The organism is Enterobacter cloacae complex sp. SYL003 (assembly GCF_049236925.1).
GTDB classification, from domain to species: Bacteria; Pseudomonadota; Gammaproteobacteria; order Enterobacterales; family Enterobacteriaceae; genus Enterobacter; species Enterobacter intestinihominis.
On the sequence record NZ_JBMKJK010000001.1, the window covers coordinates 201,389 to 213,312 of the forward strand.

Here is an 11,924-nt window from a genome sequence, read left to right on the forward strand (position 1 = left end):
TGGAAATGTTGCAACCTGCTATGAAACCCGTTGAAGAACATTCGCCGAGCGACATTATTGCCCGTATTGGTAGCCTGACCCGCATGCTGCGCGACAGCCTCCGTGAGCTGGGGCTGGACCAGGCTATCGCCGAAGCGGCGGAAGCCATCCCCGACGCGCGCGACCGTCTGGACTACGTGGTGCAGATGACCGCGCAGGCGGCCGAGCGAGCGCTGAACAGCGTTGAGGCGTCACAGCCGCACCAGGATGCGATGGAGAAGGGGGCGAAAGCGCTGACCCAACGCTGGGATGAGTGGTTTGAGAACCCCATTGAGCTGGCGGATGCCCGCGAACTGGTAACGGACACCCGTCAGTTCCTGGGCGATGTGCCAGGGCACACCAGCTTCACCAATGCGCAACTGCTGGACATCATGATGGCGCAGGATTTCCAGGACCTCACCGGCCAGGTGATCAAGCGCATGATGGATGTGATTCAGGAGATTGAACGTCAGCTGTTGATGGTGCTGCTGGAAAATATTCCGGAACCGGCTGCCCGTCCGAAACGCGAGAACGAAAGCCTGCTCAATGGTCCACAGCTTGACACCAGTAAAGCGGGCGTGGTGGCAAGCCAGGATCAGGTGGACGATCTGCTGGACAGTCTTGGTTTCTGATTGCCCTTCTGCCTCAGGCTGTGAACGCGGCCTGAGGTTGTTCAGAACAAAAACAGCGAAAAGAGCCCGAATAAACGGGCTTTTCCCGCCATTGGATTTTCTCTGCGCTGGCATGATACCCGTGAATTAATGGGCTGCGAGCAGGCACAGTGGCAGAAGAGAACGACGACAAAACAGAAGCCCCCACACCCCACCGACTTGAAAAAGCCCGTGAGGATGGGCAGATCCCCCGATCCCGAGAGCTGACCTCCCTGCTGATCCTGGTGGTGGGCGTCTGCATAATCTGGTGGGGCGGGGAGATGCTTGCCCGCAGACTGGCGGGAATGCTCTCTGCTGGCTTACGTTTTGATCACAGCATGGTCAATGACCCCAATCTGATCCTCATTCAGATCATCAACCTGGTAAAAAGCGCCATGATCGCTCTGCTGCCGTTGATTGCCGGGGTGGTCATCGTGGCTCTTGTTTCGCCGGTCATGCTCGGTGGCCTGGTGTTCAGCGGTAAATCGCTGCAACCAAAATTCTCCAAGCTCAACCCGCTACCCGGTATTGCGAAAATGTTTTCAGCTCAAACCGGGGCTGAGCTTCTTAAAGCGATCCTGAAATCGCTTCTTATGGGCAGTGCTGCCGGGTTTTTTCTGTGGCACCACTGGCCGGAGATGATGCGTCTGATCAGTGAATCCCCCATGACGGCGATGAAGAATGCCCTGAACCTGGTCGGATTAGGCTCGCTGCTGGTGGTTCTCAGCATTATTCCGATGGTGGCGTTCGACGTTATCTTCCAGATCTTTTCCCATATCAAGAAGCTGCGAATGTCGCGTCAGGATATTCGCGATGAATATAAACAGATGGAAGGCGACCCGCACGTCAAGGGCCGTATCCGCCAGATGCAACGTGCTGCCGCGCGTCGTCGCATGATGGAAGATGTGCCGAAAGCCGATGTGATTGTCACTAACCCGACCCACTACTCCGTGGCGCTTCAGTACGACGAAAACAAAATGAGCGCACCGAAAGTGGTGGCGAAAGGGGCCGGGCTAATTGCGCTGCGCATTCGTGAGATCGCGACGGAAAACCGCGTACCGATCCTTGAAGCACCGCCATTAGCCCGTGCGCTGTATCGCCACGCGGAAATTGGACAACAGATCCCGGGCCAGCTCTACGCCGCTGTCGCAGAGGTGCTGGCCTGGGTGTGGCAACTGAAACGCTGGCGTTTAGCGGGCGGTCAACGACCTGTAAAACCTGAGAACCTTCCGGTGCCTGAAGCACTGGATTTTTTGAACGAGAAGGACACTGATGGCTAATCTGGTGGCAATGTTGCGCCTGCCCGGCAACCTGAAATCGACGCAATGGCAGATCCTTGCCGGACCGATTCTGATCCTGCTAATTCTGTCGATGATGGTGCTGCCGTTACCGGCATTTATCCTCGACCTGCTTTTCACCTTCAACATTGCGTTGTCCATCATGGTGCTGCTGGTGGCGATGTTCACCCAGCGCACGCTGGAGTTCGCCGCGTTTCCAACGATCCTGCTGTTCACCACGCTGCTGCGCCTCGCGCTGAACGTTGCCTCCACGCGTATCATCCTGATGGAAGGGCACACCGGCGCGGCGGCGGCGGGCAAGGTGGTCGAAGCCTTCGGTCACTTCCTGGTGGGCGGCAACTTCGCCATCGGTATCGTGGTGTTCGTCATTCTGGTGATTATCAACTTCATGGTTATCACTAAAGGGGCGGGGCGTATCGCAGAAGTGGGCGCGCGCTTCGTGCTCGACGGGATGCCGGGCAAGCAGATGGCAATCGACGCCGACCTGAATGCCGGGCTGATTGCGGAAGATGAAGCAAAAAAACGCCGTGCCGAAGTGACCCAGGAGGCAGATTTCTACGGCTCCATGGACGGTGCGAGTAAGTTTGTGCGCGGTGACGCCATCGCGGGCATTCTGATCATGGTGATTAACGTCGTCGGCGGCCTGCTGGTCGGCGTGCTGCAACACGGCATGGACATGGGCCACGCAGCGGAAAGCTATACGCTGCTGACCATTGGTGATGGTCTGGTGGCGCAGATCCCGGCACTGGTGATCTCCACCGCGGCGGGGGTGATTGTGACCCGCGTCAGCACCGATCAGGATGTAGGCGAGCAGATGGTGGGGCAGTTGTTCAGCAACCCGCGCGTTATGCTGCTCTCCGCGGCGGTACTGGGCCTGCTTGGTATGGTGCCGGGCATGCCAAACCTGGTATTCCTGCTGTTCACTGCCGCGCTGCTGGGCCTTGCCTGGTGGATGCGTGGCCGCGAAACTCAGCCTAAGGCAGAGCCAGCGCCGGTCAAAATGCCTGAGAACACCCAGGCGGTGGAAGCCACCTGGAACGACGTTCAGCTCGAAGATTCGCTGGGGATGGAAGTGGGGTACCGCCTTATCCCGATGGTGGATTTCCAGCAGGATGGCGAACTGCTTGGCCGTATCCGCAGCATTCGTAAAAAATTCGCCCAGGACATGGGCTTCCTGCCGCCGGTGGTGCATATCCGGGACAATATGGATCTCCCGCCCGCACGCTATCGCATCCTGATGAAAGGGGTGGAAATCGGCAGCGGTGATGCGTACCCCGGCCGCTGGCTGGCGATTAACCCTGGCACTGCCGCAGGCACGTTGCCGGGTGAGCAGACGACCGACCCGGCCTTTGGTCTGGCGGCCATCTGGATTGAGAGCGCCCTGAAAGAGCAGGCGCAGATCCAGGGTTACACGGTTGTTGAGGCCAGTACCGTGGTCGCGACGCACCTCAACCATCTGATTGGCCAGTTCTCCGCGGAACTGTTTGGACGTCAGGAGGCGCAGCAGCTGCTTGACCGCGTAACGCAGGAGATGCCGAAGCTAACCGAAGATTTGGTGCCGGGCGTGCTGACCTTAACCACCCTGCACAAAGTGCTGCAAAATCTGCTCGATGAGAAGGTGCCGATCCGCGATATGCGCACCATTCTGGAAACACTGGCCGAGCATGCGCCGCTCCAGAGCGATCCACATGAGCTGACGGCGGTGGTGCGCGTGGCGCTCGGGCGCGCCATAACCCAGCAATGGTTCCCGGGAACCGGCGAAGTGCAGGTGATTGGCCTGGACACGCCGCTGGAACGTCTGCTGCTTCAGGCCCTACAGGGCGGTGGCGGGCTGGAGCCGGGTCTGGCGGACAGATTGCTGGCGCAAACCCAGGAGGCGCTGGCGCGTCAGGAGATGCTGGGCGCGCCGCCGGTGCTGCTGGTGAATCATGCGCTGCGTCCGCTGCTGTCGCGCTTCCTGCGCCGGAGCCTGAACCAGCTGGTGGTGCTGTCGAATATGGAGCTGTCCGATAACCGCAATATTCGCATGACGGCGACCATAGGAGGGAAATAATGCGTAAGTGGCTGTGGATCTTATTTTTCCCGCTGGCGGTGCAGGCCGCAGGCGAGGGGGCATGGCAGGCCAGCAGTATCGGCTTAACGCTCAACCATCGGGGGGAGTCGATCTCCTCCCGTCCGCTGTCAGCCTCTGAGACCATCTCCGGGCAGATGACGCTGGTGGCCTGGAATTACACCCTGACGGGACCCACACCGGCCGGGTTGCGGGTGCGGCTGTGCTCGCTGACCCGCTGCGCGGAAATCGAGGGCCAAAGTGGCATCACCCAGGCCTTCAACGGGGTGTCTGCTCAGGAACCTTTACGCTTTATCTGGGAAGTGCCAGGCGGCGGACGCCTGATCCCGGCGCTGAAGGTTCAGCGCAACGAGGTGCTCGTCAACTACCGCTAACTGCCCGCCTTTTCGCCAGTCTTCAGGCATTTCTGAAGGCTGGCTCGCAAAATTGACCTTCCCTTTTGATACAAAAGAAACGCTGTTTTATAAATCAGTGACACGCGTATTGACACTCTTTGCATTTTTGCCATTCACCACCCTGTGATGGCAGAAACAGAAAGGTTTCACCAGGTCGATACTTTTACTGTAGCCGTGTAAAAACTCCCGGACGAGGTTTGCTTACAGGGAGTCTCCCAAAACTGATTAGGGTTGACGGCAATGAAAACACGTAAAATTGGACTCGCAAATTATCTTGCTTACGGTTCAGGGGACTTCCTCGGAGCGGGTACTACCGCCCTGACGGCCGCCTGGCTTTTGTATTTTTATACGACCTTCTGTGGACTCACACCGATTGAAGCAACCTTTATCTTCGCCGCCGCAAGGGTGCTGGATGCGGTTGTCAGTCCGTTAATGGGCTTCTTAACCGATAATTTTGGTACCACCTGGCTGGGTAAGCGTTTTGGCCGGCGTAAGTTCTTCATCCTGCTCGGTATTCCCTGCGTTTTCAGCTACTCGCTGATGTGGGTAGGGGACATGAGTTTCTGGTATTACCTGCTGACGTATCTGATCTTTGATATTGTTTACACCATGATTCTGGTGCCGTATGAAACGCTGGTGCCGGAAATGACTGACGATTTCAAACAAAAAACCAAATTCTCCGGGGCGCGTATCTCCATGGCCCAGATGTCAGCCATTCTGGCCTCCTTTCTGCCGGGGATCCTGCTCACGCATTTCGGCAAAGACAACGCGATCTCCTTCTTCTATGCAAGCCTGGTCTTCTCCGTACTCTGCGCGCTGATGCTTACTTTCGTCTGGTTCTTCACCTGGGAGCGTCCGCGGGAAGAGTGGTCTGAAGCAGCCCTGCGCGCTGAAGAAGAGAAGAAAAAGCTGACCCTGGGACAGAGCCTGAACCGTCTTTTTGTCGAATTAAGTTCGACGCTGCGTATCAAGATTTTCCGCCAGCATCTGGGCATGTATCTCGGCGGCTATATTGCCCAGGATGTGTTCAACGCCGTATTCACCTATTACGTGGTGTTTGTGCTGATGCAGGAAGCATCCATGGCGTCCAACCTGCTGGGCACGATGGCCATCTTCCAGTTCCTCGCCGTGATTGGCATGATCCCGCTGTGCATTCGCTTCGGACCTGCGCCGTCTTACCGCATGGTGGTCGTGCTGTTTGGCCTGGCCTCGCTCTCTTACGCGGTGCTTTATTACGCGGGCCTGAGCGACGTTTACGCTCTGCTGCTGCTGATCTCTGCGGTTGCCGGTCTTGGCCGCGGGGGTATTAACTACGTACCGTGGAATACCTACACCTACATTGCTGACGTGGACGAAGTGATCACCGGTCAGCGTCGCGAAGGGATCTTCGCGGGCATCATGACGCTGACCCGTAAAGCGTCCCAGGCCGGTGCGGTAATGCTGGTGGGGATCGTGATGCAGATGTCTGGCTTTGTCAGCGGACAAAAAGTGCAGCCTGCGGAAGTGAGCCACACTATCCTGATGATCCTGAGCGTCGGCACCATTCTGGTACTGTTCTGCGGCTTCCTGGTCTCCCTGCGCTTCAAACTCAATTTGCAGACCCACAGCACCCTGCGTGAAGAGACCGCGAAAATGCGCGAGTCCGGCCATGCGATGCCGGAGGCGGCGACCCCGCAGGCCCGCGCCACCGTGGAGATGCTGGCCGGTATGCCGTATGAATCCCTGTGGGGCAACAACAATATCGGTTACCTGAATCGCAACAAGCCGGCGGCCCCTTCACTGAAGGATCGTGCGGTACTGAATTCGACATACAACAGAGGTTAAGATGATGAAAGTTTGGCCTGTCATACATAGCCCGTTACTGCGTCAGCCTGAGCGCTTCATCGCCAGGGATGAACTGAAATCGCTGATTCAAAAGGTGACGCATAATCTGGTCAATATCCACGACAAAACGGGCGAGTTTTTGCTGCGGCTGGACGACGGGCGCGTGATCGACACCAAAGGCTGGGCCGGATGGGAATGGACGCACGGCGTTGGTTTGTACGGTATCTGGCAGTATTACTGCCAGACCGGTGACGCAGGCATGCGCGAGATTATCGACAGCTGGTTTAATGACCGTTTCGCAGAAGGCGCAACCACCAAAAACGTGAATACCATGTCGCCGTTCCTGACACTGGCGTATCGCTACGAAGAGACCAAAAACCCGGCCTGGTTGCCGTGGCTGGAAAGCTGGGCGGAATGGGCGATGAATGAGATGCCGCGCACCGAACATGGCGGCATGCAGCACATCACACTGGCGGAAGAGAACCATCAGCAGATGTGGGATGACACGCTGATGATGACGGTGCTGCCGCTGGCGAAAATCGGCAAGCTGCTTAATAAGCCGGAGTACGTCGAGGAGGCGATCTATCAGTTCCTGCTCCACGTACAGAACCTGATGGATCGTGAGACGGGGCTGTGGTTCCACGGCTGGAATTACGACGGCAATCACAACTTTGCCCGGGCCCGCTGGGCGCGCGGCAACAGCTGGTTGACCATCGTGATCCCGGATTTCCTCGAACTGGTGGATCTGCCAGAAAACAACGCCGTTCGTCGCTATCTGGTGCAGGTGCTAAATGCGCAGATCGCCGCACTGGCAAAATGTCAGGATGAGAGTGGATTGTGGCATACGCTGCTGGACGATCCTGATTCTTATCTGGAGGCGTCGGCCACGGCAGGGTTTGCCTACGGCATTCTGAAAGCCGTGCGCAAGCGGTATGTCGGTGCAGAGTATGCAGAGGTGGCGGAGAAAGCGATCCGCGGTATCGTGCAAAACATCTCGCCGGAAGGGGAACTGCTGCAAACGTCCTTCGGGACGGGGATGGGCAGCGATCTGGCGTTTTACCGCCAGATACCGCTGACCTCGATGCCGTATGGCCAGGCAATGGCGATTCTGTGTCTGACGGAATATTTACGGAAATATTTTTAATACCTGAATAATAATCTCATTACTGCAAAGCCTCTTTTAGAAGAGGCTTTTTTTTAAAATGGCACCGGGAAAATACCTTACGCTATCAATATCAGGCGTGTTATATATTGATGTGGTGAATACTAGGCTGGAAATACATTACGCTTAATATTAAATCGTGATTTTCTTCACAAAACACAATTCGTATTTATCCTGTTTTTTATCTGCGTTAAGATTCTTCTAATATTCATACAAGGAGTGATGCAATGGAAAATACAATGGGCGGTATTATCGTTAACCCTGCTGTAAATATGCATGCCGATAAAATGTCTGATGAACATATCAATATGTTCGACACGGTTTTCAAGGATATTGATGGTGCGGGTTATTTCCCACTACTGTATGTCGGAAGCCAGCTTGTGGCTGGCCAGTTCCATACCTTTATTGCGCTTCGCCGTTTTATCCATGCGGAAGGCCCGGAAAAATCACTGGTTAAGGTGATTATTTTTCAAAGCCTGAATAATGACTTTGCCATTCATTCAATTTCTGAGTTTTAATGATTTTAACTACGGATAATTATTTAGACTGAAAAGGACATCATTATGTGGAAATCAGCGAAAAGAGATGAGTTTATCCCATTGGACGCGCCTGTAGCAGGTTATGAAATAGGTGTTCCTGGTATCAAAGGACCATCTCCATTGTTTATTATTCGCGCAAAAGTGAATGGTGGGATTCATCCGGGGAAATGGGTGTTCGGCAATACGGCATGGGTCCCATGGGGAGGAAGAGAGCACTTTTGTAATGAATTTGAAGTTTACGTGGGCGCTTTAAAATGGGTAGACGTTAAGGATAAACATTTCCCACCGAATATGGTTGAGGCGGGACATGAAGCCAATGGCACTAAGCTCTACGTTGCCCGCGCAAAATTCGATAACGGTCTCTTTGTGGGTAAAGCTGGAAGTCACCTCAGCAGAGGTTGCTGCATCGGCTATAACGGCAGAGAGTATGAATTAGATACCTTCCAGGTACTCGTTCACGACTGATGGCGTTCATTTATAAAAAAACCCGGCAACCGCCGGGTTTCTTTTTTACATACGTTCTATGGTTTCGATACCCAGAGTATCCAGACCCAGTTTCAGGGTCTTCGCCGTCAGCTGCGCCAGCTTCAGGCGGCTGTTACGCACCGCTTCGCTCTCGGCGGTCAGGATAGGGCAGTGTTCGTAGAAGCCAGAGAACAGACCGGCCAGATCGTAAAGGTAAGCACACATAACGTGCGGCGTACCGTCGCGCGCGACCACAGAGAGCGTCTCTTCGAACTGAAGCAGGCGGGCAGCCAGCTGTGCTTCACGGTCTTCGGTAAGGGTCACCGTGGCGTTCGCCAGCACGCTTTCGTCAATACTGGCTTTACGGAAGACGGAGAGTACGCGGGTGTAAGCGTACTGCATGTATGGCGCCGTGTTGCCTTCAAACGCCAGCATGTTGTCCCAGTCGAAGATATAGTCGGTGGTACGGTTCTTGGAGAGATCCGCGTATTTTACCGCACCGATCCCAACCGCGTTAGCCAGTTTCTCCAGCTCGTCAGCAGGCATGTCCGGGTTCTTCTCGGCCACCAGGCGACGGGCGCGCTCCAGCGCTTCATCCAGCAGATCGGAGAGCTTCACGGTGCCCCCCGCACGGGTTTTGAACGGCTTACCGTCTTTACCCAGCATCATGCCGAACATGTGGTGTTCCAGCGGCACGGATTCAGGTACATAACCCGCTTTACGCACGATAGTCCACGCCTGCATCAGGTGCTGGTGCTGACGGGAGTCGATGTAATACAGCACGCGGTCTGCATGCAGGGTTTCGTAACGGTATTTCGCACAGGCGATATCGGTGGTGGTGTAGAGATAGCCGCCATCCTTTTTCTGGACGATCACGCCCATCGGTTCGCCTTCCTTGTTTTTATACTCATCAAGGAATACTACCGTTGCGCCTTCGCTTTCCACCGCCAGGTTTTTGGCTTTCAGGTCCGCCACAATGCCCGGCAGCATCGGGTTATACAGGCTTTCACCCATTACGTCGTCGCGGGTCAGGGTCACGTTCAGACGGTTATAGGTAAGCTGGTTCTGGGACATGGTGATGTCCACCAGCTTGCGCCACATCTCGAGGAAGTACGGATCGCCGCCTTGAAGTTTCACCACGTAGCTGCGCGCGCGCTCGGCAAAGGCTTCGTCTTCGTCGTAGTGTTTTTTGGCTTCACGGTAGAAACCTTCAAGGTCTGCCAGCGCCATTTCGCCTGCGTTTTCCTGCTGCTGTTTTTCCAGATATGCGATCAGCATACCGAACTGCGTGCCCCAGTCGCCTACGTGGTTAGCGCGGATCACCTTGTGACCGAGGAACTCCAGGGTACGCACGGCCGCATCACCGATAATGGTGGAGCGCAGGTGACCGACGTGCATCTCCTTCGCCACGTTTGGCGCGGAGTAGTCAACCACCACAGTCTGCGCTTCTGGCTGAGCCACGCCAAGACGGTCAGATTTCAGCGCCGCGTCAACTTGGCTTGCCAGGAACGCAGGCTCAAGGAAAATGTTGATAAAGCCCGGACCGGCGATTTCGGTTTTGCTGGCGATGCCGTTGAGGTCCAGATGCGTCAGTACCTGCTCAGCGAGCTGTCGCGGCGGCATGCCCAGTTTTTTAGCCACTGCCATCACGCCATTAGCCTGATAGTCGCCAAACTGTACTTTCGCTGACTGACGAACCTGTGGTTCGCAATCCGCAGGCGCACCTGCGGCAATCAGTGCCTGACTGACTTTTTCTGAGAGAAGAGCCTGAATATTCACCTGGATACCTTACGTTTTTGATGCGGGTAAAAAACACCCACGCCAGTTTAAGAATTTAGGGCGGGAGTATACTGCAAATGCCCTCGGGCGTCAGCCCTGCGGGGGGCGAAGATCGCTCAGAATCCAGGCGAAGACGGTATGCATAATCATGCAGTCGAAAAAACCGTGATTATGCGGTTGGTCGACAGAGGGCAACAGAGTAAATTAGCGGCTTTGCGACACGAAACGAGACTGACCTATGGCGAACTGGCACACCATTGACGAACTGCATGATATTTCCGCAGATTTACCGCGCTTCACCCAGGCGTTCACAGAACTTGCCACCCGTCTCGGGCTGGATATCGCGCCGCTTGAGGCCGATCACATCTCTTTGCGCTGCCACCAGAATGCCACCGCAGAACGCTGGCGGCGTGGCTTTGAACAGTGCGGAGAACTGCTGTCAGAGAATATCATTAACGGTCGCCCGATTTGCCTGTTCAAACTTCACACGCCGGTTACGGTGGCGCACTGGCAATTCACCGTTGTGGAACTGCCCTGGCCAGGAGAGAAGCGTTATCCGCACGAAGGCTGGGAGCATATCGAAATTGTTCTGCCTGGGGAGCCCGAGACGCTGAACGCCCGTGCGCTGGCGCTGCTTTCCGACGAGGGGTTAAGCCAGCCGGGTATTTTCGTCAAAACCAGCTCGCCAAAAGGTGAGCGCGAACGCTTACCGAACCCTACGCTTGCCGTAACGGACGGCAACGTGACGGTGAAATTCCATCCCTGGACTATTGAGCAGATCGTCGCCAGCGAAGCGTAAGCACTGTGAGCGTCGATCCAGACACGAATCGGGCAACGTGCCACGATGGTACGTTGAGTGAAATTTAAGGAGGATGACATGGCGCTGCTGGAAATTTGTTGTTACAGCGTGGAGTGTGCCGTCACTGCGCAACGGCAGGGGGCCGATCGCATCGAGCTTTGCGCGGCACCGAAAGAAGGGGGATTAACCCCGTCCTTTGGCGTGCTGAAATCAGCCCGTCAGGCCATCACCATTCCGGTGCACCCGATTATTCGCCCGCGCGGCGGTGATTTTTGTTATACGGCGGGTGAGTTCAGTGCCATGCTTGAGGATATCGCCCTCGTCCGTGATTCCGGTTTTCCGGGCCTGGTGATCGGTGTGCTGGACGAAGACGGAAACATCGATCTTTCGCGTATGCGCCAGGTCATGCGTGCAGCCCAGGGAATGGCGGTCACTTTTCATCGTGCGTTCGATATGTGTCAGGATCCGATACAAGCCTTTGATACGCTGGCAGAACTGGGCGTGGCGCGCGTTCTGACGTCGGGCCAGCAGCCCTCGGCTGAAAAAGGACTGAAATTAATTACGGAACTAAAAGTACATTCCGGTGTTCCAATAATCATGGCGGGCGCAGGAGTACGCGCCAGCAATCTGGAACTGTTTTTAAACGCAGGGGTGGAAGAGCTACACAGCTCGGCGGGTAAATGGATACCTTCACCCATGCGTTATCGCAATACAGGGTTGTCAATGTCGACGGATGCTGAAGCGGATGAGTACTCGCGCTACGGTGTGGATGGAGAGTCGGTTGCGGAAATGAAATCGCTGATTGAACGTCATCACGTGTAGCAACGTACCGATTTTTACCGCGCATCATGTCGCCCAATATGATGCTTGCTTGTACCAGGCCCCTGCAATTTCAACAGGGGCCTTTTTTTATTCTTGCCCCTC

11 protein-coding genes are annotated in these 11,924 nt (G+C 55.5%); 10 read left to right on the forward strand and 1 reads right to left on the reverse strand.

Annotated features, from left to right (window positions below):
- The first annotated feature begins 5 nt into the window (after window positions 1–5).
- The 8 genes from cheZ (at window position 6) to ACOT1A_RS00980 (ending at window position 8,422) form a co-directional block, all read left to right on the forward strand.
- Window positions 6–650, forward strand: a complete 645-nt coding sequence (gene cheZ, locus ACOT1A_RS00945; RefSeq protein WP_022648501.1) for a protein phosphatase CheZ — start codon at window positions 6–8, stop codon at window positions 648–650.
- A 149-nt stretch (window positions 651–799) separates the two neighbouring features.
- On the forward strand, window positions 800–1,948 hold the full coding sequence (flhB, locus tag ACOT1A_RS00950) for a flagellar biosynthesis protein FlhB (protein WP_022648500.1): 1,149 nt from the start codon (window positions 800–802) through the stop codon (window positions 1,946–1,948).
- Window positions 1,941–4,019 (forward strand): flagellar biosynthesis protein FlhA, encoded by a 2,079-nt coding sequence (gene flhA / locus ACOT1A_RS00955; protein ID WP_003859723.1) that lies wholly within the window; start codon window positions 1,941–1,943, stop codon window positions 4,017–4,019. Before flhB ends, flhA begins: the two co-directional genes overlap by 8 nt.
- Window positions 4,019–4,411, forward strand: a complete 393-nt coding sequence (flhE, locus tag ACOT1A_RS00960; RefSeq protein WP_023306489.1) for a flagellar protein FlhE — start codon at window positions 4,019–4,021, stop codon at window positions 4,409–4,411. The genes flhA and flhE overlap by 1 nt, the downstream gene beginning before the upstream one ends.
- 261 nt (window positions 4,412–4,672) lie before the next feature.
- A complete protein-coding gene (locus ACOT1A_RS00965) occupies window positions 4,673–6,256 on the forward strand; it encodes an MFS transporter (RefSeq protein WP_022648498.1) in 1,584 nt (527 codons plus the stop codon).
- Window positions 6,257–6,260: 4 nt separating this feature from the next.
- The gene (locus ACOT1A_RS00970; protein WP_421625504.1) at window positions 6,261–7,400 is read left to right on the forward strand and encodes a glycoside hydrolase family 88/105 protein; all 1,140 of its coding nucleotides are present in this window, start codon (window positions 6,261–6,263) and stop codon (window positions 7,398–7,400) included.
- A gap of 245 nt (window positions 7,401–7,645) precedes the next feature.
- On the forward strand, window positions 7,646–7,936 hold the full coding sequence (locus ACOT1A_RS00975) for a hypothetical protein (RefSeq protein WP_022648496.1): 291 nt from the start codon (window positions 7,646–7,648) through the stop codon (window positions 7,934–7,936).
- Between the two features lie 45 nt (window positions 7,937–7,981).
- Window positions 7,982–8,422 (forward strand): DUF3421 domain-containing protein, encoded by a 441-nt coding sequence (locus ACOT1A_RS00980; RefSeq protein ID WP_022648495.1) that lies wholly within the window; start codon window positions 7,982–7,984, stop codon window positions 8,420–8,422.
- Between the two features lie 45 nt (window positions 8,423–8,467).
- Here the strand turns inward: ACOT1A_RS00980 and argS are convergent, their stop codons facing one another.
- The gene (gene argS, locus ACOT1A_RS00985) at window positions 8,468–10,201 is read right to left on the reverse strand and encodes an arginine--tRNA ligase (protein ID WP_180251217.1); all 1,734 of its coding nucleotides are present in this window, start codon (window positions 10,199–10,201) and stop codon (window positions 8,468–8,470) included.
- Between the two features lie 238 nt (window positions 10,202–10,439).
- Here argS and ACOT1A_RS00990 point away from each other — a divergent pair, with 238 nt between their 5' ends.
- Both ACOT1A_RS00990 and cutC read left to right on the forward strand, forming a co-directional pair.
- Entirely contained in the window at window positions 10,440–11,000 is a 561-nt protein-coding gene (locus ACOT1A_RS00990) for a VOC family protein (RefSeq protein ID WP_063841091.1), read from the forward strand.
- A gap of 78 nt (window positions 11,001–11,078) precedes the next feature.
- Window positions 11,079–11,822, forward strand: coding sequence for a copper homeostasis protein CutC (gene cutC, locus ACOT1A_RS00995; RefSeq protein WP_032622415.1), 744 nt, complete (start codon window positions 11,079–11,081; stop codon window positions 11,820–11,822).
- Window positions 11,823–11,924 lie beyond the last annotated feature (102 nt).